General features: G+C 50.8%; 22 protein-coding genes. 11 read left to right on the forward strand and 11 right to left on the reverse strand.

Going from position 1 to position 26,036, the window contains the following annotated elements; genetic code table 11:
• Positions 1-15: 15 nt before the first annotated feature.
• The 4 genes from HUZ68_RS07840 to HUZ68_RS07855 all read right to left on the reverse strand — a co-directional run bounded on the left by HUZ68_RS07840 (position 16) and on the right by HUZ68_RS07855 (position 5,731).
• Positions 16-1,281, reverse strand: a complete 1,266-nt coding sequence (locus HUZ68_RS07840; protein WP_033815362.1) for a DUF1479 domain-containing protein — start codon at positions 1,279-1,281, stop codon at positions 16-18.
• 151 nt (positions 1,282-1,432) lie between these two features.
• Positions 1,433-2,248: a sugar-phosphatase YbiV gene (gene ybiV / locus HUZ68_RS07845; protein WP_000114270.1), complete on the reverse strand. Its 816-nt coding sequence runs from the start codon at positions 2,246-2,248 to the stop codon at positions 1,433-1,435.
• A gap of 145 nt (positions 2,249-2,393) precedes the next feature.
• Complete coding sequence (locus tag HUZ68_RS07850; RefSeq protein ID WP_033815363.1) at positions 2,394-4,826, reverse strand: glycyl radical protein; 2,433 nt, start codon at positions 4,824-4,826, stop codon at positions 2,394-2,396.
• A gap of 5 nt (positions 4,827-4,831) precedes the next feature.
• Positions 4,832-5,731: a glycyl-radical enzyme activating protein gene (locus tag HUZ68_RS07855; protein ID WP_033815364.1), complete on the reverse strand. Its 900-nt coding sequence runs from the start codon at positions 5,729-5,731 to the stop codon at positions 4,832-4,834.
• A 130-nt stretch (positions 5,732-5,861) separates the two neighbouring features.
• Here HUZ68_RS07855 and fsa point away from each other — a divergent pair, with 130 nt between their 5' ends.
• The gene (gene fsa, locus HUZ68_RS07860) at positions 5,862-6,524 is read left to right on the forward strand and encodes a fructose-6-phosphate aldolase (protein ID WP_033815365.1); all 663 of its coding nucleotides are present in this window, start codon (positions 5,862-5,864) and stop codon (positions 6,522-6,524) included.
• Between the two features lie 178 nt (positions 6,525-6,702).
• On the opposite strand, the gene moeB is transcribed toward fsa, so the two are convergent.
• A complete protein-coding gene (gene moeB / locus HUZ68_RS07865; protein WP_000829242.1) occupies positions 6,703-7,452 on the reverse strand; it encodes a molybdopterin-synthase adenylyltransferase MoeB in 750 nt (249 codons plus the stop codon).
• Positions 7,452-8,687, reverse strand: coding sequence for a molybdopterin molybdotransferase MoeA (gene moeA / locus HUZ68_RS07870; protein WP_033815366.1), 1,236 nt, complete (start codon positions 8,685-8,687; stop codon positions 7,452-7,454). The genes moeB and moeA overlap by 1 nt, the downstream gene beginning before the upstream one ends.
• Positions 8,688-8,890: 203 nt before the next feature.
• On the opposite strand from moeA, the gene iaaA reads away from it, so the two are divergent.
• The 7 genes from iaaA (at position 8,891) to HUZ68_RS07905 (ending at position 18,986) form a co-directional block, all read left to right on the forward strand.
• Positions 8,891-9,853 carry a beta-aspartyl-peptidase gene (iaaA, locus tag HUZ68_RS07875; RefSeq protein ID WP_033815367.1) on the forward strand — a complete coding sequence of 321 codons (963 nt, stop codon included), beginning with the start codon at positions 8,891-8,893 and terminating at the stop codon, positions 9,851-9,853.
• Positions 9,843-11,714: a glutathione ABC transporter ATP-binding protein GsiA gene (gsiA, locus tag HUZ68_RS07880; protein ID WP_032222679.1), complete on the forward strand. Its 1,872-nt coding sequence runs from the start codon at positions 9,843-9,845 to the stop codon at positions 11,712-11,714. The genes iaaA and gsiA overlap by 11 nt, the downstream gene beginning before the upstream one ends.
• A 19-nt stretch (positions 11,715-11,733) precedes the next feature.
• Positions 11,734-13,272: a glutathione ABC transporter substrate-binding protein GsiB gene (gene gsiB / locus HUZ68_RS07885; RefSeq protein ID WP_000090191.1), complete on the forward strand. Its 1,539-nt coding sequence runs from the start codon at positions 11,734-11,736 to the stop codon at positions 13,270-13,272.
• A gap of 17 nt (positions 13,273-13,289) precedes the next feature.
• Positions 13,290-14,210, forward strand: coding sequence for a glutathione ABC transporter permease GsiC (gsiC, locus tag HUZ68_RS07890; RefSeq protein ID WP_000936043.1), 921 nt, complete (start codon positions 13,290-13,292; stop codon positions 14,208-14,210).
• A gap of 2 nt (positions 14,211-14,212) precedes the next feature.
• Positions 14,213-15,124 carry a glutathione ABC transporter permease GsiD gene (gene gsiD, locus HUZ68_RS07895; RefSeq protein WP_001236044.1) on the forward strand — a complete coding sequence of 304 codons (912 nt, stop codon included), beginning with the start codon at positions 14,213-14,215 and terminating at the stop codon, positions 15,122-15,124.
• Between the two features lie 177 nt (positions 15,125-15,301).
• The gene (locus HUZ68_RS07900) at positions 15,302-17,650 is read left to right on the forward strand and encodes a sensor domain-containing phosphodiesterase (RefSeq protein ID WP_000950335.1); all 2,349 of its coding nucleotides are present in this window, start codon (positions 15,302-15,304) and stop codon (positions 17,648-17,650) included.
• Positions 17,651-17,657: 7 nt separating this feature from the next.
• Positions 17,658-18,986 carry a GGDEF domain-containing protein gene (locus HUZ68_RS07905; protein WP_033815368.1) on the forward strand — a complete coding sequence of 443 codons (1,329 nt, stop codon included), beginning with the start codon at positions 17,658-17,660 and terminating at the stop codon, positions 18,984-18,986.
• A gap of 69 nt (positions 18,987-19,055) precedes the next feature.
• Here the strand turns inward: HUZ68_RS07905 and HUZ68_RS07910 are convergent, their stop codons facing one another.
• The 3 genes from HUZ68_RS07910 to rimO form a co-directional block, all read right to left on the reverse strand.
• The gene (locus tag HUZ68_RS07910; protein WP_001280945.1) at positions 19,056-19,385 is read right to left on the reverse strand and encodes a helix-turn-helix domain-containing protein; all 330 of its coding nucleotides are present in this window, start codon (positions 19,383-19,385) and stop codon (positions 19,056-19,058) included.
• A complete protein-coding gene (locus HUZ68_RS07915) occupies positions 19,375-19,761 on the reverse strand; it encodes a type II toxin-antitoxin system RelE/ParE family toxin (protein ID WP_000539522.1) in 387 nt (128 codons plus the stop codon). Before HUZ68_RS07915 ends, HUZ68_RS07910 begins: the two co-directional genes overlap by 11 nt.
• A gap of 225 nt (positions 19,762-19,986) precedes the next feature.
• Complete coding sequence (gene rimO, locus HUZ68_RS07920) at positions 19,987-21,312, reverse strand: 30S ribosomal protein S12 methylthiotransferase RimO (RefSeq protein ID WP_033815369.1); 1,326 nt, start codon at positions 21,310-21,312, stop codon at positions 19,987-19,989.
• 212 nt (positions 21,313-21,524) lie between these two features.
• Here rimO and bssR point away from each other — a divergent pair, with 212 nt between their 5' ends.
• A complete protein-coding gene (gene bssR / locus HUZ68_RS07925; protein WP_000497137.1) occupies positions 21,525-21,908 on the forward strand; it encodes a biofilm formation regulator BssR in 384 nt (127 codons plus the stop codon).
• A gap of 110 nt (positions 21,909-22,018) precedes the next feature.
• Entirely contained in the window at positions 22,019-23,134 is a 1,116-nt protein-coding gene (yliI, locus tag HUZ68_RS07930) for an aldose sugar dehydrogenase YliI (protein ID WP_021577174.1), read from the forward strand.
• On the opposite strand, the gene gstB is transcribed toward yliI, so the two are convergent.
• Positions 23,131-23,757 (reverse strand): glutathione S-transferase GstB, encoded by a 627-nt coding sequence (gene gstB / locus HUZ68_RS07935; RefSeq protein WP_001295292.1) that lies wholly within the window; start codon positions 23,755-23,757, stop codon positions 23,131-23,133. The genes yliI and gstB overlap by 4 nt on opposite strands.
• A gap of 246 nt (positions 23,758-24,003) precedes the next feature.
• On the opposite strand from gstB, the gene dacC reads away from it, so the two are divergent.
• A complete protein-coding gene (dacC, locus tag HUZ68_RS07940; protein ID WP_000195961.1) occupies positions 24,004-25,206 on the forward strand; it encodes a serine-type D-Ala-D-Ala carboxypeptidase in 1,203 nt (400 codons plus the stop codon).
• Positions 25,207-25,252: 46 nt separating this feature from the next.
• Here dacC and deoR read toward each other — a convergent pair whose 3' ends face one another.
• Positions 25,253-26,011 (reverse strand): DNA-binding transcriptional repressor DeoR, encoded by a 759-nt coding sequence (deoR, locus tag HUZ68_RS07945; RefSeq protein ID WP_000450121.1) that lies wholly within the window; start codon positions 26,009-26,011, stop codon positions 25,253-25,255.
• Between the last annotated feature and the right edge of the window lie 25 nt (positions 26,012-26,036).

The following is a 26,036-nucleotide window of genomic DNA, read 5'->3' on the forward strand; positions in this document are numbered from 1 at the left end:
CACTTCCATTAACTCTCAAACATCCATGCCCAACGCTCGCTTACCGTGAATGTTGAGGTCGGCAAGCGTAAAGCGTCCTTCCCAGTTTGTTTCATAGTCCTCGCGCGGGAAATCGCCCGGCGATGCGCCTTTTTCCAGTGCGGCCTTCACCTTGTGCGCGTAGGCAAGATTTTTCTCGCACATCGGTGCCGCAGGAATGTACATCACGTTGCCCCAGCCCTGTTGATTTTCAACGGGGGCAACGGAATGGATGACGTCGCAGTGCCACCAGACGGAGTCTCCGGCTTCGAGTTGTGGAATGCTGGTTAATGCCTCAATCAACAGTGGATGCCATTGCTCTGATACCGGCAATACTCTTCCGGGCGCTACGCCGCACAGTTCATCCTCCGGCACATCATCAAGCAGCGGACGTAACAGTACGTACGCCATGGCTTCAGGAATGGGCACGACGTGCAGCAGCCCCTGACCAGGCAGCATATCAGAGAGCGCTGTCCAGCCCTGGAATGTCCGAAACACGGAACATTTGGTGGTGTTGTCCACCGTGTACTCTTCAACTTCCGTACGATGTGCCGCATGCCAGGGATCATATTGCGCCAGATTGCCATTAAAGACGTTGGAGAAAACGCGCTGATACGCTGGAAGCAGCCAGCGTTCCAGTGCCCCGGAGTCGGTATGCGCTCCAAGACCTTTGGAGGTCGTTCCGGGCGGACGGCGGCGGATACGGTCAGGGTAGATGACGCTCACATCCGGGTTAAACCATTGCTTTCCATCACTTTCAAATGTCCACAGACGATTGAGAAACGACTGCGCATTCGCCATTTCTTCACTCTGGCGAGCCTGCATTTGCGCCTGCGACCAGTAGATGGGGTAAATCTCGGGACGTGAAGCGCTGAGCGTCCCGAAGAAATTATCGCCGGGGCCTTTGTAGACCTCGTCAAAGCGGTTGCGGTCCAGATAGTCCAGCATCGACTGATCCCAGCCTAGCGCTTGTTCGCGGGGGAAATGGCCTTTTATCACCGCACAACCGCGACGTTTAATCTGTTCGCGCTGCTCTGCAGTAACATGACCTGCTTTGATATCGGCATAAGACAGCACCGGCCAGACGGCATCGCCCTGTGCTTTGAGTGCGTTGATTTCAGCCACTCGCGTGGCAATGTCATCGCTTAGCTGATTAAAGATCTGCTGGACGTCGCCAAGCTGCGCCCGCAGCGCGTGCTTCATCTGACGGATAGCTGCTTTGTGATCGGCAGGCAATGTGTCGCTGGTAAAAGTAGAAGCCATAACCACCTCGCATTAACTTTCATTCGAAACTATGCTGATTTGCATGTGACAATATAAGTTATAAATAAGTTAATGCAAGTTTAATGATTTGATGTGATGTACAGGATGTAAAAAGAAGGGAAAACCGGAGCGCATGGCTCCGGTAGAGAGGTCAGCTGTTAAAAGGGGATGTGTTATCCAGTACAGCCTGAATCACATTCAGCGCGCCTTCATGATTATTATCATCGGTAGCGTAACGGGCGATTTGTTTAATGTTTTCCGCAGCATTGCCCATCGCAAAGGAATAACGCGCCATTTTCAGCATCTCCGCATCGTTACCGCTGTCGCCAATCGCTACCACATTTTGCGGTGACAGATCCCAGCGTTTCAGTAACCGCGAAATACCGTTTGCTTTATGTAGACCGGGAATAATCAGGTCGATAAAGCCAAAACCACTGGTGACGGGTTTCATAATGCCATCCAGCGCTATGTGCAGTTTGTCGATCACTAACGGGATTTGTTCATCCGGCAGGTTGAGCGAAAACTTGAACAGTACGTCGTCAATCTCCTGATAATCTTTTACAGGTTTCAGGCGATGGTAGTGTTTTGCCATCAGTGCGACGAATGCTTCGGGGGCATTTTCGCTGACATATGCACTTTGCAGACCGCAGGCGACAAAATTGAGTTGCTTATCTTTTAGCAACTCGCCAATAACAATCCGCGATTCATGTCGGGTCAGTTCGCCGTGGAACAGTTGCTTGCCATGTTCGTAAACCAGTGCGCCGTTTTCCGCGACAAAAGAGATCTCATCCTTTAGCTCAGGAAAGAACGAAATAAGCTGGTAATACTGATTACCGCTGGCGACAACGAACTTAATGCCGCGCTTTTTCAGTTCCTGATATTGCGCCATAAAACGTGGTTGGTTGTACGTTTTGGCGTCGTTAAGAAAAGTACCGTCCATGTCTGTGACGATAACTTTTACGCTCATAGGTGTGCTCCTGGCTCGAAAATGAAACCGTAACAGTGTAATAACAATGTGACGCAGAGCACAAATTATATTTCGAATGAAAGTGAGAGTGAAATTGATGGTGTGAATGATTTAGCCCGGCGACGTCTCCGCCGGGCTGAGGGGATTACAGCATATGTTCGGTACGGGCGATGATATCGTCCTGAGCGTCTGGAGAGAGCGCGGTGAAGAAGGCGGAATAACCCGCGACACGCACTACCAGATCGCGATACTGATCGGGATGTTTTTTCGCATCCAGCAGCGTTTCGCGGGAAACGATGTTGTACTGAATATGCCAGCCTTTATGCACCTCGAAGAAGGTGCGCAGCAGGATCATCAGTTTCTGCTTGTCAGATTCGTTCTCCAGTGTGGCTGGATTCAGTTTCTGGTTGAGCAACACGCCGCCGAGAATCGCTGCCGTAGGCAGTTTACCCACCGAGCCAATGACCGCAGTAGGGCCAAGATGATCAGTACCGGAAGCCGGGCTTGCGCCTTCTGCCAGCGGGGTGTGGGCTTTACGCCCGTCCGGTGTTGCCATAGTCTGCGCGCCAAACGGTACGTTAGCGGAGATAGACGACGTACCCGCGTAATAGTTGCCGCCAACCGGACCACGACCGTAGCGCGGGTTATGGTACTGTTTCAGTTCGTCGATATAGGTCTGATAAGCGCGAGCCAGCAGCGTATCGACAGTATCATCGTCGTTGCCGTACTTCGGCGCACCGTTAATCAGCCGCTGACGCAGTTGCTCATGAGTCAGGCCGTCGAAGTCATCCGCCAGTGCGGCAGCCAGCTGTTGCTGACCAATCGCGCCCTGTTCAAATACCAGTTTCTTCACGGCCGCCAGGCTGTTGCCGAGGTTGGCAATGCCAACCTGCAGGCCAGAAACCCAGTCATATTTCGCGCCGCCTTGCTTGATGCTTTTCGCTCGCTCAATACAGTCATCCACCAGCGCCGAGCAGAGAATATCGTGCACGTTCTCTTCCAGCATGGTGTCGACGACATATTCGATTTCGATTGATTTACGCGTGTAGTAACGGATTTGCGTATCCCACGCGTCCATTACTTCATCGAAATTGTTAAAGTTACCCGCTGACAACGCTTTTTCTTGTGGCAGGAACACTTTGCCGCTGGTGGCATCCCGACCACCTTCCAGCGCCGCCAGCATCACGCGGGCGAAGTTGATAAAGCTCATGCCGGTACAGCGATAGCCCCATTTGCCACCGACGGCGGTTTCTATACAACCAATCGCTGCGTAGTCGTAAGCGTCCTGCGGTTCAATACCGAGTTTAATAAATTCCGGGATCACGATTTCGTCGTTGTTGAACGCCGGCATCCCGAAGCCGCAGCGGATCACCTGCACACAGGCGTCGAGGAAATCGTTGCTCATTCCCGCGTGGTAGCGCACGCTGAGGTTAGGCTGAGTGGAACGCAGGCGACCGCAGGATTCAAGGATCGCGTAAGAGAGGGGATTCACCGCGTCCATTGGTTGACCATCAACCAGATTTTGCCCGCCAATGGTGACGTTCTGATACAGCGGACTTCCCGCAGAGGCTTTTGAGTGTGAGCCTGAGCGGATTTTGTTCACTTCCAGCAGTTTCAGCCAGCAGCTATTCAGCAATTCGATGGCGTGTTCGCGATCCAGTGTCTGGTTGAGTTCAACGTCGCGGCGATAGTACGGATAGAGATACTGATCCATACGACCAAACGACACCGAGTGACCGTTAGATTCAATCTGCAATATCAACTGGATGAAGTAACACAGTTGCAGCGCCTGCCAGAAAGTCTGCGGCGGCTGGTGGGCGATAAGATCGCAGTTTTCTGCTATCGCCAGCAGTTCATCGCGACGGCTTTCGCGGGTTTCGGTCGCGGCCATTTCACGCGCCAGGGCAGCGAAACGTTCAATATGTTCACTGACTGCCACCAGCACGATATCAATCGCTTTCAGGAATTGCTCACCGTGTAAATCTTCCAGCACCGTCAGGTTGATGCGCGAGCGACGTTCCGCTACTTTCTCGCGCAGACCATCAAGCCCTTTTTCCAGCAGCAGCGGGAAATTGACCGCCAGGTGCGCATCGCCGGAGGTCATATTGCCTTCCGCTTTAATGATGCCGGTCGCCAGCAGACCTTTTTGCTCATCGGTAAACATGCCGTAGCAGCGATCCTGTACGGTCTGACCGCGCCACCACGGGCACACTTCATGCAGAACGCGTTTGTTCTCTTCGCTCACCGCAAAGCCAGCACCGGGACGATCTGCCAGATCATCAATCTCTTTTTCGATCCACGAGACAGTATATTCCGGGAAGATCGGCGCGGCGCGAACTTCGCTTGCCTGGTTGCCGATGATCAACTCATCGTGCTTGATCCAGATAGTGCGATTCGCCAGGTGATGTGCCAGCGCCAGCGCGCGACGTACAGGGATCGGCTTATCGAGATGTTGTTGATACATCTCGGTATAGTGCTGCGCGCGCTCGGTACAAACCGGCGGTTTCACAATATGCACCAGCGCATTTTTGTGCGCTTTAATGCGGTCGCTGAGCGTGTCCAGTTTCAGTGTGGTCATGGTTGTTATCCTCGTAAGGTCGCGGTTAACCCTTTCTGGCAGGCATACTGCTGGGCAAAGTCGAGCAGTTCTGGCGCATCAAGCGGTTTTTCCGGGGCGCCATAGGGCAGATTAAGTAAGTGATATTTGTTGATGCCCAGCGTGTGGTAGGGCAGGAAATGAATTTCGTCAACGTGCAGCTCGTCGGCGGCAAAATCGGTAATGGCTTTTACAGAGGTTTCGTCGGCATTAAAGCCCTGAATCAGTGGCACGCGGATAATGATTTTTTTGCCCGCTGCGGCGAGTTTTTTCAGGTTATCCAGCACCCTGGCGGCGTTACCGTCGGTCCACTGTTTAAACGGCGCGTCGGCAACGTGTTTTAAATCGGCAAGAAACAGATCGATATAGGGCAGAGAAGGGGCGATATATTTCCACGGCACATGCAGACAGGTTTCTACCGCAGTATGAATGCCGGCCTCGTGGCTGGCTTGCAGCAGCGCCGTCGCCATTTCCGGCTGCATAAAGGGTTCACCACCCGAAAGCGTTAAGCCTCCGCCGCTGCGATCGTAAAACGGTTTATCCCGCAAAACGGTCGCCATGATCTCCTCAACGCTTTTCACTTCACCACACACGGTTAATGCCTGTGTCGGGCAGCAGTCGGTTAACGCCGTCAGATGCTCCGGTGTTAACTTTTCCCGATGAATAAGCAAACCATTCAGCGCGCGCTCAATCACTTCCGGCGCTGCCTTAGCGCACAGCTCGCAGCCTTCCAGACACAGTCGTGCGTCATACAGCAGATCCTGCGTGCGGGCGCGGCTTTCCGGGTTCTGACACCAGCGGCAGCCCAGCGAACAGCCTTTAAGAAATACGACCGTGCGGATACCGGGGCCATCATGGGTCGAGTAGCGCTGAATATTGAAAATCATAGTTGCCTCTCTGTTTCGTTCAAACATTAAAATACTTTCGAATGAAAGTTAGATTGATGTGCGTCAACTGTTCAGAGAGTTTTCCCGTGATAGTCTACATTCAGACAAAAAGTACATTTTGAGGATGGTTATGGAACTGTATCTGGATACTTCAGACGTTGTTGCGGTGAAGGCGCTGTCACGTATTTTTCCGCTGGCGGGCGTGACCACTAACCCAAGCATTATCGCCGCAGGTAAAAAACCGCTGGAGGTTTTGCTTCCGGAACTTCATGAAGCGATGGGCGGTCAGGGGCGTCTGTTTGCCCAGGTAATGGCTATCACTGCTGAAGGGATGGTGAATGACGCACGTAAATTGCGTTCTATTATTGCGGATATCGTGGTGAAAGTTCCGGTGACCGCCGAGGGGCTGGCAGCGATTAAGATGTTAAAAGCGGAAGGGATTCCGACGCTGGGAACCGCGGTATATGGCGCGGCACAAGGGCTGCTGTCGGCGCTGGCAGGTGCGGAATATGTTGCGCCTTACGTTAATCGTATTGATGCTCAGGGCGGTAGCGGCATTCAGACTGTGACCGACTTACACCAGTTATTGAAAATGCATGCGCCGCAGGCGAAAGTGTTAGCCGCGAGTTTCAAAACCCCGCGTCAGGCGCTGGACTGCTTACTGGCAGGATGTGAATCAATTACTCTGCCACTGGATGTGGCACAACAGATGATTAGCTATCCGGCGGTTGATGCCGCTGTGGCGAAGTTTGAGCAGGACTGGCAGGGAGCGTTTGGCAGAACGTCGATTTAACCGGGCGTTCTGCATCCTCATAAATTGCTGATGACGTGGCGGAGTGCACCGATGCCTGCCGCGCTTGGAAATCTGTGCCCGAACCGTAGGCCAGATAAGGCGTTCACGCCGCATCTGGCGTCTGGAGCAAATGCCTGATGCGACGCTTGTCGCGTCTTATCAGGCCTGGAGGTGGCAATTACTGCCCGCACACCTCACACCCCGGATTGCGCATCAGTTTCATTTCGCGAAACTGACAGGTCATCGCATCGTACATGACGATTTTGCCGCTGGCCGGTTTGCCATAACCTGCCAGCAGTTTGATCGCTTCCATTGCCTGCAACGAACCAATCACGCCGATCAACGGTGCCATCACGCCTGCTTCAACGCAGGTTAACGCGTTCTCGCCAAACAAACGGCTAAGGCAGCGATAGCAAGGCTCGCCGTCCTGATAAGTGAAGACCGTGATTTGACCTTCCATACGAATTGCCGCGCCGGAAACCAGCGGCACCTTCGCGGCAAAACAGCCTGCGTTCAGTTGATTACGTACCGCAACGTTATCCGTACAGTCGAGCACAAGATCGTGTTCAGCAATCAATGCTGCAAGTTCTGCGTCATCTAGCAGTGCATTGACTGGCGTAATCGCGATATGTGGGTTGATCCGCGCCAGGGCGTCACGGGCGGATTCCACCTTCGGTTGCCCGACCGTAGCATCACTGTGCAGCGTCTGGCGTTGCAGATTCGAGAGCGAAACCGTGTCGAAGTCGAGCAGCGTCAGGTTGCCGACACCGGCGCTTGCCAGATACTGCGAGGCTGCGCAGCCGAGTCCACCGAGGCCGACTACCAGCACACGAGAATCTTTTAGCGCCTCCTGACCGTCAAAATCAAAACCGCGCAGAATGATTTGCCGGTTGTAGCGCAGCATCTCCTGATCGCTGAGTTCCGCCATTACCGGCCTCCGAACAACGCGTTAAACGGTTCTACTTCCACCCATTCGCCCACTTCCACATTGCCGCGATCGCGTTCCAGCACGATAAAGCAGTTGCCGAGGCTAAAGGAGCTGAATATATGTGAACCCTGATGTCCGGTGGTCGTCACTTCCAGTTCGCCATCGGCGTTGCGTTGCAGCACGCCGCGCTGGAAATCAAGACGTCCTGGCGTTTTTTTCAGGCGGGACGCTGTGCGTACGCGCTGGCGCGCGGGCAGGCCGCTGGCGGTGTTGCCGCTTAGTTTTGCCAGCAAAGGCTGTACCAGTTGATAGAAGGTCAGCGTCGCTGAAACCGGGTTGCCCGGCAGGCCGCAGAACCAGCTATTGCTGAGTTTACCGAACGCGAACGGTTTACCTGGTTTAATCGCCAGCTTCCAGAAGGCGATCTCCCCCAGCTCTTCAAGAATCGTTTTGGTGTAATCCGCTTCACCCACTGAAACACCGCCGGAACTGATCACCACATCCGCCTGGCTGTCGGCTTCAATAAATGCGGCGCGCAGGGCATGTGGATCGTCGCGGATAATCCCTAAGTTGATTACCTTGCATCCCAACTGTTCTAACATCAGGTGTACGGCGAGACGGTTGGTATCGTAGATTTGGCCGTCGCCCAGCGGCTGACCGGGCAACTGGAGTTCATCACCGGTAGAAAAAAGCGCTACACGCACTTTACGAATCACCGGAACTTCGGCAATCCCCAGTGAAGCAATTACTGGCAGCTCTGCGGTAGTCAGGCGAGTCCCCGCCGGGAAAACAACCGCACCTGCAGAGATATCTTCACCGCGACGGCGAATATTTTGCCCGCTACGCACTTCAGCAGTAAAACGCACGCCATTGTCCGTTTGTTCAGTCTGTTCCTGCATCACCACCGCTTCGCAGCCTTCGGGTACTGGTGCGCCAGTCATAATGCGGATGCAGGTGCCAGCGGGCCACTCGCCATGGTAAGGCTGACCGGCAAACGACTTCCCGGCAACGGGCAGCGGTTGTCCGGAGGTGATATCGGCCAAACGTACCGCGTAACCATCCATTGCGGAGTTATCAAACCCTGGGACATCCAGCGGCGAAACGACATCGCTCGCCAGAATACGACCAAAACACTGAACCAGTGGCAGCGTTTCCTGGGCGGTCAGTGGGGTGACGCGAGAAAGCATCTCATTAAGCGCGGTGTCGAGCGACATCAATCCGGTGGTAAATTCCATGAAAACACTCCTGCGGAGGCAAAATCGAATTTGCCTATTATGTCAGAAAAACGCCACAGACTGTATGCCACCTCGGGCGTAGCGCTGGGTCCTGCCTTTACATGCCATATCCATCTTTCTATATTCAAAAATTGAATGAGTAATTCATAAAAATTCTGATATTTATAGCAAAAGTGGCGAGCCACCCTTAATGGACGAATACTATGGGCAAAGCAGTCATTGCAATTCATGGTGGCGCAGGTGCAATTAGCCGCGCGCAGATGAGTCTGCAACAGGAATTACGCTACATCGAGGCGTTGTCTGCCATTGTTGAAACCGGGCAGAAAATGCTGGAAGCGGGCGAAAGTGCGCTGGATGTGGTGACGGAAGCGGTGCGTCTGCTGGAAGAGTGTCCACTGTTTAACGCCGGAATTGGCGCCGTCTTTACGCGTGATGAAACGCATGAACTGGACGCCTGTGTGATGGATGGTAACACCCTGAAAGCCGGTGCGGTGGCGGGCGTTAGTCATCTGCGTAATCCGGTTCTTGCCGCCCGGCTGGTGATGGAGCAAAGCCCGCATGTGATGATGATTGGCGAAGGGGCAGAAAATTTTGCGTTTGCTCATGGCATGGAGCGCGTCTCACCGGAGATTTTCTCCACGCCTTTGCGTTATGAACAACTAATGGCAGCGCGCGAGGAAGGGGCAACAGTCCTCGACCATAGCGGTGCGCCACTGGATGAAAAACAGAAAATGGGCACCGTGGGGGCCGTGGCGTTGGATTTAGACGGCAATCTGGCGGCAGCCACGTCCACGGGCGGAATGACCAATAAATTACCCGGACGAGTTGGCGATAGCCCCTTAGTGGGTGCCGGATGCTACGCCAATAACGCCAGTGTGGCGGTTTCTTGTACCGGCACGGGCGAAGTCTTCATCCGCGCGCTGGCGGCATATGACATCGCCGCGTTAATGGATTACGGCGGATTAAGTCTCGCGGAAGCCTGCGAGCGGGTAGTAATGGAAAAACTCCCTGCGCTTGGCGGTAGCGGTGGCTTAATCGCTATCGACCATGAAGGGAATGTCGCGCTACCGTTTAACACCGAAGGAATGTATCGCGCCTGGGGCTACGCAGGCGATACGCCAACCACCGGTATCTACCGTGAAAAAGGGGACGCCGTTGCCACATAGTGATGAACTTGATGCCGGTAATGTGCTGGCGGTTGAAAATCTTAATATTGCCTTTATGCAGGACCAGCAGAAAATAGCTGCGGTCCGCAATCTCTCTTTTAGCCTGCAACGCGGTGAGACGCTGGCAATTGTTGGCGAATCCGGCTCTGGTAAGTCAGTGACTGCGCTGGCATTGATGCGCTTGTTGGAACAGGCGGGCGGTTTAGTGCAGTGCGATCAAATGCTGTTGCGGCGGCGCAGTCGTGAAGTGATTGAACTTAGCGAGCAGAGCGCTGCACAAATGCGCCATGTGCGCGGTGCGGATATGGCGATGATATTTCAGGAGCCGATGACATCGCTGAACCCAGTATTTACTGTGGGTGAACAGATTGCCGAATCAATTCGTCTGCATCAAAACGCCAGTCGTGAAGAAGCGATGGTCGAGGCGAAGCGGATGCTGGATCAGGTACGCATTCCGGAGGCACAAACCATTCTTTCACGTTATCCGCATCAACTCTCTGGCGGGATGCGCCAGCGAGTGATGATTGCGATGGCGCTGTCATGCCGCCCGGCGGTGCTGATTGCCGATGAGCCAACCACCGCGCTGGATGTCACTATTCAGGCGCAGATCCTGCAATTAATCAAAGTATTGCAAAAAGAGATGTCGATGGGCGTTATCTTTATCACTCACGATATGGGCGTGGTGGCAGAGATTGCCGATCGGGTACTGGTGATGTATCAGGGCGAGGCGGTGGAAACGGGTACCGTCGAACAGATTTTTCATGCACCGCAACATCCTTACACCCGTGCGCTGTTAGCTGCTGTTCCGCAACTTGGTGCGATGAAAGGGTTAGATTATCCCCGACGTTTCCCATTGATATCGCTTGAACATCCAGCGAAACAGGCCCCCCCCATCGAGCAGAAAACGGTGGTGGATGGTGAACCTGTTTTACGGGTGCGTAATCTGGTCACCCGTTTCCCTTTGCGCAGCGGTTTGTTGAATCGCGTAACGCGGGAAGTGCATGCCGTTGAGAAAGTCAGTTTTGATCTCTGGCCTGGCGAAACGCTATCGCTGGTGGGCGAGTCTGGCAGCGGTAAATCCACTACCGGGCGGGCGTTGCTGCGCCTGGTCGAATCGCAGGGCGGCGAAATTATCTTTAACGGTCAGCGAATCGATACCTTGTCACCCGGCAAACTTCAGGCATTACGCCGCGATATTCAGTTTATTTTTCAGGACCCTTACGCTTCGCTGGACCCACGTCAGACCATCGGTGATTCGATTATCGAACCGCTGCGTGTACACGGTTTATTGCCAGGTAAAGACGCGGCTGCACGCGTTGCGTGGTTGCTGGAGCGCGTGGGCCTGTTACCTGAACATGCCTGGCGTTACCCGCATGAGTTTTCCGGCGGTCAGCGCCAGCGCATCTGCATTGCTCGCGCGTTGGCATTGAATCCAAAAGTGATCATTGCCGACGAAGCCGTTTCGGCGCTGGATGTTTCAATTCGCGGGCAGATTATCAACTTGTTGCTCGATCTCCAGCGTGATTTCGGCATTGCGTATCTGTTTATCTCCCACGATATGGCTGTGGTAGAGCGGATTAGTCATCGTGTGGCGGTGATGTATCTCGGGCAAATTGTTGAAATTGGTCCACGGCGCGCGGTCTTCGAAAACCCGCAGCATCCTTATACGCGTAAATTACTGGCGGCAGTTCCGGTCGCTGAACCGTCCCGACAACGACCGCAGCGTGTACTGCTGTCGGACGATCTTCCCAGCAATATTCATCTGCGTGGCGAAGAGGTGGCAGCCGTCTCGTTGCAATGCGTCGGGCCGGGGCATTACGTCGCACAACCACAATCAGAATACGCATTCATGCGTAGATAACATTCAGGCGGAGAATAAAATGGCAAGAGCTGTATACCGTAGTGGGTTAGTGGCGCTGGGCATTGCGACAGCGTTGATGGCATCTTGTGCATTCGCTGCCAAAGATGTGGTGGTGGCGGTAGGATCGAACTTCACCACGCTCGATCCGTATGACGCAAATGACACGTTATCTCAGGCCGTAGCGAAATCGTTTTACCAGGGGCTGTTCGGTCTGGATAAAGAGATGAAACTGAAAAACGTGCTGGCGGAGAGTTATACCGTTTCCGATGACGGCATTACTTACACCGTGAAATTGCGGGAAGGAATTAAATTCCAGGATGGCACCGATTTCAACGCCGCAGCGGTGAAAGCGAATCTGGACCGGGCCAGCGATCCGGCAAATCATCTTAAACGCTATAACCTGTATAAGAATATTGCTAAAACGGAAGCGATCGATCCGACAACGGTAAAGATTACCCTCAAACAGCCGTTCTCAGCGTTTATTAATATTCTTGCCCATCCGGCGACCGCGATGATTTCACCGGCAGCGCTGGAAAAATATGGCAAGGAGATTGGTTTTCATCCGGTGGGAACCGGACCGTATGAACTGGATACCTGGAATCAGACCGATTTTGTGAAGGTGAAAAAATTCGCGGGTTACTGGCAGCCAGGATTGCCCAAACTGGACAGCATAACCTGGCGTCCGGTGGCGGATAACAACACCCGCGCGGCAATGCTGCAAACCGGTGAAGCGCAGTTTGCTTTCCCCATTCCTTACGAGCAGGCCGCACTGCTGGAGAAAAACAAAAATATCGAGTTGATGGCCAGTCCGTCAATTATGCAGCGTTATATCAGTATGAACGTGACGCAAAAGCCATTCGATAACCCGAAGGTCCGTGAGGCGCTGAATTACGCCATTAACCGTCCGGCGCTGGTGAAAGTGGCCTTCGCGGGCTATGCAACGCCAGCTACTGGTGTGGTACCGCCGAGTATCGCCTACGCGCAAAGTTATAAACCGTGGCCTTACGATCCAGTGAAAGCGCGCGAATTACTGAAAGAGGCGGGATATCCCAACGGTTTCAGTACCACGCTGTGGTCGTCACATAACCACAGCACCGCGCAGAAAGTGCTGCAATTTACCCAGCAGCAGTTAGCGCAGGTCGGGATTAAAGCCCAGGTGACTGCGATGGATGCCGGACAGCGGGCGGCAGAAGTTGAAGGTAAAGGGCAAAAAGAGAGCGGCGTGCGGATGTTCTACACTGGCTGGTCGGCTTCAACCGGCGAAGCCGACTGGGCACTATCGCCGTTGTTTGCCTCGCAAAACTGGCCACCGACGCTGTTTAATACCGCGTTTTACAGCAATAAACAGGTGGATGACTTCCTGGCTCAGGCACTGAAAACTAATGATCCGGCGGAAAAGACCCGCTTGTATAAGGCGGCGCAGGATATCATCTGGCAAGAGTCGCCGTGGATCCCGCTGGTGGTAGAAAAACTGGTGTCGGCACACAGTAAAAACCTGACCGGTTTTTGGATCATGCCAGACACCGGCTTCAGCTTTGAAGACGCGGATTTGCAATAAGCAACGCAGGGAGTGGAATGCTTAATTACGTTATCAAACGATTACTGGGGTTGATTCCGACGCTGTTTATCGTCTCGGTGCTGGTGTTTTTATTTGTCCATATGCTGCCCGGCGATCCGGCGCGATTGATTGCCGGGCCCGAAGCTGATGCGCAGGTTATAGAACTGGTGCGTCAGCAGCTGGGGTTGGATCAGCCGCTGTATCACCAGTTCTGGCACTATATCAGCAATGCTGTGCAGGGGGATTTTGGCCTGTCGATGGTGTCGCGTCGTCCGGTTGCCGATGAGATTGCCAGCCGCTTTATGCCAACGCTGTGGCTGACCATAACCAGTATGGTCTGGGCGGTGATATTTGGTATGGCGGCGGGAATTATCGCCGCCGTCTGGCGTAACCGTTGGCCGGATCGATTGAGTATGACCATTGCGGTGTCGGGGATCTCGTTTCCGGCATTTGCGCTGGGGATGCTTTTAATTCAGGTATTCTCCGTTGAACTGGGCTGGCTGCCTACCGTGGGAGCAGACAGTTGGCAGCACTACATTTTACCCTCCCTGACGCTCGGCGCGGCAGTGGCCGCCGTGATGGCGCGCTTTACCCGCGCGTCGTTTGTCGACGTTTTAAGCGAAGATTATATGCGTACCGCGAGGGCGAAAGGGGTGAGCGAAACCTGGGTTGTCCTCAAACACGGGCTACGCAACGCGATGATCCCGGTAGTGACCATGATGGGCTTACAGTTTGGCTTTTTGCTCGGTGGTTCCATCGTGGTGGAGAAAGTTTTCAACTGGCCCGGACTTGGACGCTTACTCGTTGACTCCGTAGAAATGCGCGATTACCCGGTGATTCAGGCGGAAATTCTGCTTTTCTCGCTGGAATTTATTCTTATCAACTTAGTGGTGGATGTGCTTTACGCCGCCATTAACCCGGCTATCAGGTACAAGTAAGGATGCGACTATTTAACTGGCGACGTCAGGCGGTGTTAAACGCCATGCCACTGGTCAAACCTGACCAGGTACGTACACCGTGGCATGAATTCTGGCGACGATTTCGCCGTCAGCATATGGCGATGACCGCCGCATTGTTCGTTATTTTATTGATTGTGGTGGCCATTTTTGCACGCTGGATCGCTCCCTATGACGCCGAAAATTATTTTGATTATGACAATCTGAATAACGGACCTTCTTTGCAGCACTGGTTTGGCGTCGATTCACTGGGGCGCGACATTTTCAGCCGAGTCCTGGTTGGTGCGCAAATCTCGCTGGCGGCGGGCGTGTTTGCCGTGTTTATCGGTGCGGCGATAGGGACGTTGCTGGGCTTGCTGGCTGGATATTATGAAGGCTGGTGGGATCGGCTGATCATGCGCATTTGCGATGTGCTGTTTGCCTTCCCGGGTATTTTACTGGCGATCGCTGTTGTTGCGGTGTTGGGAAGCGGCATTGCTAACGTGATTATTGCAGTCGCCATTTTTTCCATCCCTGCGTTTGCCCGCCTGGTGCGCGGCAACACGCTGGTGTTGAAACAGCAAACCTTTATTGAGTCAGCACGCAGTATTGGTGCCAGCGATATGACCATTTTGTTGCGTCATATCCTGCCTGGGACCGTCTCTTCTATCGTGGTGTTTTTCACCATGCGCATTGGTACCTCGATTATCTCTGCCGCCAGCCTGTCATTTCTCGGCCTCGGTGCGCAGCCGCCGACACCAGAGTGGGGAGCAATGCTCAATGAGGCTCGAGCGGATATGGTTATCGCGCCGCATGTCGCTGTTTTTCCGGCCCTGGCTATTTTTCTGACTGTACTGGCGTTCAATTTGTTGGGCGATGGTTTACGCGATGCGCTGGATCCGAAAATTAAAGGATAGTTACGTTTGAATATTGCTTGAAAGAGTAATCACCTCACAGGAAATTATTGCCCTAAGCAAGTGTTGTAACTTTCTGCTGATTTTGTAGAATCGGGTAATTTGGTTAAATAGCCGCAGCAAGGGACTGTTTTTGCAGCGGCACAGCGTTCAGACAGTTATTTTGTTAAATGTATTAACATGCTGAGTTTATACGAAAAGATAAAGATAAGGCTGATAATTTTATTTTTATTGGCAGCACTGTCATTTATTGGCCTTTTTTTCATCATTAACTATCAACTGGTATCGGAACGCGCGGTAAAACGTGCCGATAGCCGCTTTGAACTTATTCAGAAAAACGTTGGCTATTTCTTTAAAGATATTGAACGTTCGGCCCTGACATTAAAGGACTCACTGTATTTGTTAAAAAATACAGAGGAGATTCAACGCGCTGTGATCCTGAAAATGGAAATGATGCCATTTTTAGACTCGGTGGGACTGGTACTTGATGATAATAAATATTATCTCTTTTCGCGGAGGGCGAACGATAAAATCGTTGTTTATCATCAGGAACAAGTAAATGGACCGCTTGTCGACGAGTCAGGGCGGGTTATTTTTGCCGATTTTAACCCATCGAAACGACCGTGGTCGGTGGCTTCAGATGACTCTAACAACAGCTGGAATCCGGCATACAATTGCTTTGATCGTCCGGGTAAAAAATGTATCTCTTTTACGCTACGCATCAACGGCAAAGATCACGATTTGTTAGCGGTGGATAAAATTCATGTCGATTTAAACTGGCGATATCTGAACGAGTATCTTGATCAAATCAGCGCTAATGATGAAGTTCTATTTTTGAAACAAGGCCATGAGATCATTGCCAAGAATCAACTCGCTCGTGAAAAACTGATTATTTATAATAGCGAAGGTAATTATAATATTATTGATTCTGTCGATACTGAATATATCGAAAAAACATCAGCGGTGCCAAATAACGCATTATTCGAAATCTATTTTTATTATCCGGGCGGTAATTTATTGAACGCATCAGATAAACTTTTTTATCTGCCGTTTGCGTTCATTATTATCGTATTGCTGGTGGTTTATTTACTGACCACTCGTGTGTTCCGTCGGCAATTTTCTGAAATGACAGAGCTGGTTAATACGCTGGCGTTTTTGCCTGACTCAACGGATCAGATCGAGGCTCTGAAAATTCGCGAAGGCGATGCGAAAGAGATTATCAGCATCAAAAATTCGATCGCGGAAATGAAAGATGCCGAAATTGAACGGTCAAATAAATTGCTCTCACTGATCTCTTACGATCAGGAAAGTGGTTTTATTAAAAATATGGCGATTATTGAGTCCAACAATAATCAGTATCTGGCTGTGGGGATCATCAAACTGTGTGGTCTGGAAGCCGTGGAAGCGGTGTTTGGTGTTGATGAACGCAATAAAATCGTCAGGAAATTGTGTCAGCGAATTGCCGAGAAATATGCACAATGCTGCGATATCGTGACATTCAATGCCGATCTCTATTTACTTCTGTGTCGGGAAAATGTACAGACATTTACCCGTAAAATAGCGATGGTAAACGATTTTGACAGCAGCTTTGGCTACCGCAATCTGCGCATCCATAAGTCTGCCATTTGTGAACCTTTGCAGGGGGAAAACGCCTGGAGTTACGCAGAAAAACTGAAACTGGCGATTTCCAGTATCCGTGACCATATGTTCTCCGAGTTTATTTTCTGTGATGACGCGAAACTCAACGAAATAGAAGAGAATATCTGGATTGCGCGTAATATTCGCCATGCAATGGAAATTGGCGAACTATTCCTCGTCTATCAACCGATCGTTGATATTAACACCCGCGCCATTCTGGGCGCGGAGGCGTTGTGCCGTTGGGTGTCTGCGGAGCGGGGGATCATTTCACCGCTGAAGTTCATTACCATTGCTGAAGATATCGGGTTTATCAATGAGCTGGGTTATCAGATTATTAAAACGGCAATGGGTGAATTCAGACATTTTAGTCAGCGTGCATCGCTGAAGGATGATTTCTTACTGCATATTAATGTTTCGCCCTGGCAGTTAAACGAACCGCACTTTCATGAGCGTTTTACCACCATCATGAAAGAAAATGGCCTGAAGGCGAACAGCCTCTGTGTTGAGATCACTGAAACCGTGATCGAGCGAATTAATGAACATTTTTATCTCAATATTGAACAACTGCGTAAACAAGGGGTACGGATATCGATTGATGACTTTGGCACCGGTTTGTCAAACCTGAAACGTTTTTATGAAATTAATCCAGACAGCATAAAGGTGGACTCGCAATTTACCGGCGATATTTTCGGTACTGCGGGAAAAATTGTGCGCATTATTTTCGACCTGGCACGCTATAACCGGATCCCGGTGATTGCGGAAGGCGTAGAGAGCGAAGACGTTGCGCGCGAATTAATCAAATTAGGATGTGTTCAGGCTCAGGGGTATCTGTACCAGAAACCCATGCCATTCTCCGCCTGGGATAAAAGTGGAAAATTAGTAAAAGAGTAGTTTACGTATGTCCAGAATCAATAAGTTCGTACTTACAGTCAGTCTGCTGATTTTTATCATGATTTCAGCAATTGCCTGCGGGATCTACACTCAAATGGTAAAGGAACGGGTGTATAGCCTGAAACAGTCCGTTATTGATACTGCTTTTGCGGTGGCAAATATTGCTGAATATCGTCGTAGCGTGGCAATTGATCTTATCAACACGCTAAATCCCACGGAGGAACAGCTGTTGGTTGGCTTGCGCACAGCTTACGCCGACTCGGTTTCACCCTCTTATTTGTACGATGTCGGTCCTTATCTGATTTCCAGTGACGAATGTATTCAGGTAAAGGAGTTCGAGAAAAATTATTGTGCAGATATTATGCAGGTTGTGAAGTATCGACATGTCAAAAATACAGGGTTTATCTCTTTTGACGGTAAAACCTTCGTCTATTACCTCTATCCGGTAACTCACAATCGTAGTCTGATATTTTTGCTTGGTCTGGAGCGTTTTTCTTTACTGTCAAAATCGCTGGCGATGGACAGCGAGAACCTGATGTTCTCTCTGTTTAAGAACGGTAAACCGGTGACCGGTGATGAATATAATGCTAAAAACGCCATCTTCACCGTTTCGGAAGCGATGGAGCACTTCGCCTATTTGCCGACCGGATTGTACGTATTTGCGTATAAAAAAGATGTTTATTTGCGGGTTTGTACATTGATTATTTTCTTTGCCGCATTGGTGGCAGTGATATCGGGTACCAGTTGCCTCTATCTGGTACGCAGAGTGATTAATCGTGGTATTGTGGAGAAAGAAGCCATTATTAATAACCATTTTGAACGCGTACTGGATGGCGGGCTTTTCTTTTCGGCTGCCGATGTCAAAAAACTCTACAGTATGTATAACTCGGCGTTCCTGGACGACCTGACCAAAGCAATGGGCAGAAAATCCTTTGACGAAGATTTAAAAGCGCTGCCGGAAAAAGGCGGTTATTTGTGCCTGTTTGATGTCGATAAATTCAAAAACATTAACGACACCTTCGGTCATTTGCTGGGTGATGAAGTGTTGATGAAAGTGGTGAAAATCCTTAAATCACAGATCCCGGTAGATAAAGGTAAAGTCTACCGCTTCGGCGGTGACGAATTTGCGGTGATTTATACGGGTGGAACGCTGGAAGAGTTGCTATCGATTCTAAAAGAAATCGTTCATTTCCAGGTGGGAAGCATTAATTTAAGCACCAGTATCGGTGTAGCGCATTCAAATGAATGTACTACCGTCGAACGCTTGAAAATGCTGGCGGATGAGCGGCTGTATAAGAGTAAGAAAAACGGCAGGGCTCAGATTAGCTGGCAGTAGAATTAGAATAGTGTTAGTACCCCTGAATCAAGGGGTACTAATGAATGTGGTAAATCATTTGCAAACATTTTACTTTGCAAAAACTTCCGGCCCTTTTATTGCCAATGTATTCAAAATACGTAGTGCCGGGCCGCTCGGTTTTATTTCATTACGTTCCCATTTCGAGACACTTTCTTTTGACATTCCCATTGTATGTGCCAGCACGGATTGTGACATGCCGTATCGGGTGCGGATGGCTTTGATCTCTTCACCCGTCATTGATTTGACTTTGGCTATACGGGCGCTGACTTCACGGGCTTTGACCATGACGGCAATGGCATCAACCTCACTATCAGACATCAGGCCCAGTGCATTCAGTTCCTTTGCATCTTCCAGCATCATTTGTAATTTATCGCTCATTTTTCACCTCAATCAAAAAGCCGGTTTCGATCAAATCCTTTATTTGCTTATTGCTAAAGGCCAGAAATGCATTTGCCATTTTTTTGTAGGCCGCCAGTTCATCATCTTCGATTTCTTTGGTTCCTTTACTGCTTAGACCACTCTTGGACCAACCATCATAAAAAAACACATGATTTGCTGATTTAAAAAAGATAATTGTTCTGGCTCCACCACTCTTTCCTTGTTGGAGGGGTAACCGTTTTTTGATGACACCGCTACCTAAATCAGCCTCCCATATGCCTTGCATCACTTCTTCAGCGGCAGCCATGAGAACTTTATCGTGAATACCAAGTTTTTTCGTGCTTTGGCTGAATCGCCTTGCCTTATACACACCCATACATCCATCCTTGTGGTAATGTTTACTATAGTAACCATTACGCTTATTTCAAGTAATTGCGATCAAAACTTTAATTTGGTGTGAAAAAGTGAGAGTTGCCTCGAGTACGATTCATTTTTCTCGATTTATGCGTCAGGGGATTTTGTGCGTAAGGGTAGGACATCGGGAAGGGTAGTAGAGGCAGATCGAAGAACAATATCCTTGTTAGATCTGCCTTTAGATTAATTAAACCCGGCTACCCCACAAATCGTACTCATCGGCGTGCTCGACTTTCACACGCAGGATATCACCCGGCTTAACGTTGGTTTCACCATTGAGATAAACCGCGCCGTCGATTTCCGGTGCATCTGCCATGCTGCGACCAATCGCGCCTTCTTCGTCCACTTCGTCGATAATCACCAGAATTTCACGGCCCACTTTCTCTTGCAGGCGCTCGGCGGAAATCTGCTGCTGCAACTGCATGAAACGGTTCCAGCGTTCTTCTTTCACTTCTTCCGGAACCTGGTCAGGCAGGGCATTGGCGTCTGCACCTTCAACCGGGCTGTATTTAAAGCAGCCAACGCGATCCAGACGCGCTTCTTTCAGGAAGTCGAGTAGCATCTGGAAATCTTCTTCCGTCTCGCCAGGGAAGCCGACAATAAAGGTTGAGCGTAGGGTCAGTTCCGGGCAGATTTCGCGCCACTGTTTGATGCGCGCCAGTTGGCGATCTACAGAACCCGGACGCTTCATCAGTTTGAGAATGCGCGGGCTGGCGTGCTGCAACGGAATGTCCAGATACGGCAGGATTTTGCCTTCTGCCATCAGTGGGATGACGTCGTCCACATGCGGATAAGGGTAAACGTAGTGCAGACGTGTCCAGATCCCCAGTTTCGATAACTGTTCGCACAGGCTGACCATGCTGGTTTTTACCGGCTCGCCGTTGTGGAAGCCAGTACGATGTTTAACATCAACGCCATAGGCGGAAGTATCCTGCGAGATCACCAGAATCTCTTTAACGCCCGCATCTACCAGACGTTTCGCTTCACTTAATACTTCGCCAATCGGACGGCTCACCAGGTCGCCGCGCATAGACGGAATAATGCAGAAGGTGCAGCGGTGATTACAGCCTTCAGAAATTTTCAGATAGGCATAATGACGCGGCGTCAGTTTGACACCTTGTTCTGGCACCAGGCTCAGGAATGGGTTGTGTTTCGGTTTTGGCACGTAGTGATGAACGTGCTCCAGAACCTGCTCATAGCTATGAGGCCCGGTGATTTTCAGCACTTTCGGGTGGACTTCGCGGATCTGATCTTCTTTTGCCCCCAGACAACCGGTCACAATTACCTTGCCGTTTTCATTCAACGCTTCACCAATGGCTTCCAGTGATTCTTGTACCGCGCTGTCAATAAAGCCGCAGGTGTTGACGATCACCATGTCCGCATCGTCATAGCTCGGTACCACGTCATAACCTTCAGTGCGGAGTTCGGTGAGAATACGCTCTGAATCGACAAGGTTTTTCGGACAGCCAAGGGAAACAAAGCCGATTTTCGGCTGGGGAGTTACTTTGCTCATAGCTTAAAAAATATTCAGTTACAGGAAAGGTCAGGGCAGGGATTCTACAGAGTTCTGGATAAAATTTGTATCGCAATCTCATTCGCTGGCGGAGGCGAAGGAAATGTAAATTTTGTTAATTCGGCGTGAAGAATTGATCCTGGACAGCATTATGCTCAAAAAATAGCCATACTATTTAATTGCAACAAGGCTGGAAAGAGGAGGATCGAAGTATGTTCGTTGACAGACAGCGAATCGATCTGCTGAACCGGTTGATCGACGCACGCGTTGACCTCGCCGCATACGTGCAACTGAGGAAGGCAAAAGGATACATGTCCGTCAGCGAAAGCAATCATCTACGAGATAACTTTTTTAAACTGAATCGCGAACTGCACGATAAATCGCTGCGGTTGAATCTTCATCTGGATCAGGAAGAGTGGAGTGCTCTTCATCATGCTGAAGAAGCATTAGCGACAGCCGCAGTATGTTTGATGAGTGGGCACCATGATTGCCCGACTGTTATTACCGTCAACGCCGATAAGCTTGAAAATTGTCTGATGAGCTTAACGCTGAGTATCCAGAGCCTGCAGAAGCACGCCATGCTTGAGAAGGCCTGAAAACTAAGGGGGAGAAAGCGTCTCCCCCTTCATGTTTAAGTTTTTGTAAAAATGAATTTGTTATCTCCTCCACTGACTACGCTTTAAGCCAGAGTCAATCCGGAGGCGTTATGCATCGACAATCCTTTTTCCTTGTGCCCCTTATTTGTCTTTCTTCCGCTCTCTGGGCGGCTCCTGCAACGGTAAATGTCGAAGTACTGCAAGACAAACTCGACCATCCCTGGGCACTGGCCTTTTTACCCGATAATCACGGTATGTTAATCACTCTGCGCGGCGGCGAGTTGCGTCACTGGCAAGCAGGAAAAGGATTATCTGCGCCGCTTTCCGGAGTTCCGGACGTTTGGGCGCACGGGCAGGGCGGCCTGCTGGACGTGGTTTTAGCGCCTGATTTTGCTCAGTCTCGCCGCATCTGGTTAAGTTATTCCGAAGTTGGCGATGATGGCAAAGCCGGAACTGCTGTGGGTTATGGCCGCTTAAGTGATGATCTCTCAAAAGTGACCGACTTTAGCACCGTCTTTCGCCAGATGCCAAAACTGTCTACCGGCAACCATTTTGGCGGGCGGCTGGTATTCGACGGTAAAGGTTATCTTTTTATTGCTCTGGGCGAAAACAATCAGCGCCCGACGGCGCAGGATCTGGATAAATTACAGGGCAAACTGGTGCGTCTGACCGACCAGGGCGAAATCCCGGATGATAATCCTTTTATAAAGGAATCCGGTGCGCGCGCCGAGATCTGGTCTTATGGCATTCGTAATCCGCAAGGAATGGCGATGAATCCGTGGAGTAATGCACTATGGCTGAATGAACATGGCCCGCGCGGTGGTGATGAAATTAATATCCCGCAAAAAGGCAAAAACTACGGCTGGCCGCTGGCAACCTGGGGAATCAACTATTCAGGCTTTAAGATACCGGAAGCGAAAGGGGAGATCGTCGCCGGGACCGAGCAACCTGTTTTTTACTGGAAAGATTCGCCCGCCGTGAGCGGCATGGCCTTCTATAACAGCGATAAATTCCCCCAGTGGCAGCAAAAATTATTTATTGGCGCGCTGAAAGATAAAGATGTCATTGTGATGAGCGTCAACGGCGACAAAGTAACAGAAGATGGCCGTATTTTAACGGACAGAGGGCAGCGAATTCGTGATGTTCGCACTGGACCCGACGGTTATTTATACGTTCTCACCGACGAGTCCAGTGGGGAATTACTTAAAGTTAGCCCACGCAATTAGCTAACGGGAATCATCACCACTTTGCGCACTGCGGGGCGTTCAGTGAGTTGCTGATACCAGCGTTGCAGATTTGGACGCGGTGTCCAGGTCAGGCCAACATTAAACAAATTGTAGATGAACGGTGCGATAGCGATATCGCCCACACCAAACTCGTCGCCAGAGAACCATTTTACTTTTGCCAGTTCCGCATCGAGCAGGGCAAACAGGGCGTCGCACTCTTTGCAACTGGCATCAATGGCGGCCTGATCGCGCTCTTCCGGTGGTGTTCTGACTAATCCCATCAGGATCCCGCGATGAGCATTACTGAGTGTCTGGTTTGCCCAGTCCATCCATTTTTCTGCTTCCGCACGACGTGCCGGTGAGTCGATCCACAGGCGTTTTTGCCCGTACTGTGCCGCCAGATAGCGGACAATGGCGTTTGATTCCCAAAGAATGAGATCACTTTCGTCGTCACGCAACAACGGCACCAGCCCGTTAGGGTTCATCGCCAGAAAATCAGCATCGTGATTTATCCCAAACTCACGGCCCGCGAGAATTTGCTCATAAGGTAGTTCCAGTTCTTCGAGCGTCAGCAATACTTTTTTTACGTTGGTTGAATTATTCCGACCCCACAGCGTAATCATACTCACCCCTTTTCCGACAGGCAGCCACAGGCTGAACAGGACTCCGATGGTGAAGTAAAGTTAACTTTTAAGCAACAGCTGGCAAAAAAATGACACCAGAAGCAGCGAAGCGGCAGGATATTGCATAAACTTTAAAAACTTTACCAACTTACGGTTTCTTTAAGTTTGTGTGTGCGTTATTAATCACCGAACTTATCATACGGCGATATAACGTATTTTTTTTGAATGGATACTCGGGTGGCATTTATGACGCAATACTCCTCTCTCCTTCGTGGTCTTGCAGCGGGTTCTGCATTTTTATTCCTTTTTGCCCCAACGGCATTCGCGGCCGAACAAACCGTTGAAGCGCCGAGCGTGGATGCGCGTGCATGGATTTTAATGGATTACGCCAGCGGTAAAGTGCTGGCAGAAGGCAATGCGGATGAGAAACTGGATCCCGCGAGCCTGACTAAAATCATGACCAGCTATGTGGTTGGGCAGGCGCTTAAGGCCGATAAGATTAAACTCACCGATATGGTGACGGTCGGTAAAGATGCCTGGGCGACGGGAAATCCGGCACTGCGTGGTTCATCGGTAATGTTCCTCAAACCGGGCGATCAGGTTTCGGTGGCAGACTTGAACAAAGGTGTGATTATCCAGTCCGGTAATGACGCCTGTATTGCGCTGGCCGATTACGTTGCCGGGAGCCAGGAGTCATTTATTGGTTTGATGAATGGTTATGCCAAAAAACTGGGGCTGACCAACACTACCTTCCAGACGGTGCACGGTCTGGATGCGCCGGGGCAGTTCAGTACCGCGCGCGATATGGCATTGCTGGGTAAAGCATTGATCCACGATGTGCCGGAAGAGTACGCCATTCATAAAGAGAAAGAGTTCACCTTCAACAAAATTCGTCAGCCTAACCGTAACCGTCTGCTGTGGAGCAGCAATCTGAATGTTGATGGCATGAAGACAGGAACCACGGCAGGCGCGGGATATAATCTGGTTGCTTCGGCTACCCAGGGCGATATGCGTTTAATCTCCGTAGTGCTGGGGGCGAAAACCGACCGTATCCGTTTTAATGAGTCTGAGAAATTATTGACCTGGGGTTTCCGCTTCTTTGAAACCGTGACGCCAATTAAACCTGATGCCACCTTTGTGACTCAGCGCGTCTGGTTTGGTGATAAGAGCGAAGTGAATCTCGGGGCAGGTGAAGCGGGCTCAGTGACCATACCGCGTGGGCAGCTGAAAAACCTGAAAGCGAGTTATACGTTAACGGAACCGCAGCTTACCGCACCGCTGAAAAAAGGTCAGGTTGTCGGCACCATTGATTTCCAGCTTAACGGTAAATCCATTGAGCAGCGTCCGCTGATCGTGATGGAAAATGTGGAAGAGGGCGGATTCTTTGGTCGGATGTGGGATTTCGTGATGATGAAATTCCATCAGTGGTTCGGCAGCTGGTTCTCTTAATCTTCTGATAACCGGATGGCGCGAAACGTCATCCGGTTATACGTCATTAATACATCAACTTAATACGCTGCGTCTGCGCGTACTTCACATACTCATCTTCCGGGCAACAATCACTCACCACAATATCAAAGCGTTTCAGGTCACCCATGCGCGCCGGACGCACCTTGCCAAATTTACTGTGGTCGACAACCAGCACATGCTTTTGCGCCATCGACATGGCCCAGTGTTTTACCGGCAACTCTTCAAGATTAAAACAGGTAGCGCCTTTACTGACATGCACGCCCGCCGCGGAATAAAAAGCGATATCCGGGCAAAAATTATTCAACGTTTGCTGAAAATCGATGGGTTTGAAAATGGCGTTGCTGGCGTGAAATTCACCACCGCACAGAAATGCGCGGCAATGGGGTTTCTCTTTCAGCGCCAGAAAGGTATTTAGCGAATAACAAACGGCGGTGAAAGGTATTTCATTATCAATCGCTTCAATAATCCACGGCGTGGTGGTGCCACAGTCAAAAAAGAGGGTCTGATCGGGTTCTACTAGCGTCGCAGCCAGTTTTGCCGCCCGGCGTTTTTCTTCCACCAGGCGGGATTTTTGATCGCTTAACAGGTAATGGCTGGCACTGCGCGGTTCCAGAACAATATAGCCGCCGAGCAAAACGACGGGCGCACTGTGGTTGTTCAGATCGCGACGAATCGTCATCTCCGAAACCCCAAGCAGGGCGGCGGCGTCTTTAAGATGTAACTTATCGCTGCGTTTTAATTCTTGCAGCAGCTGCCCGATACGCTCTTCGCGACGTGTTTCCATAATCCCTCTGAATAGTTATTGAAGC

The sequence above is a fragment of the Shigella dysenteriae genome, assembly GCF_022354085.1.
Lineage (GTDB): Bacteria > Pseudomonadota > Gammaproteobacteria > Enterobacterales > Enterobacteriaceae > Escherichia > Escherichia coli.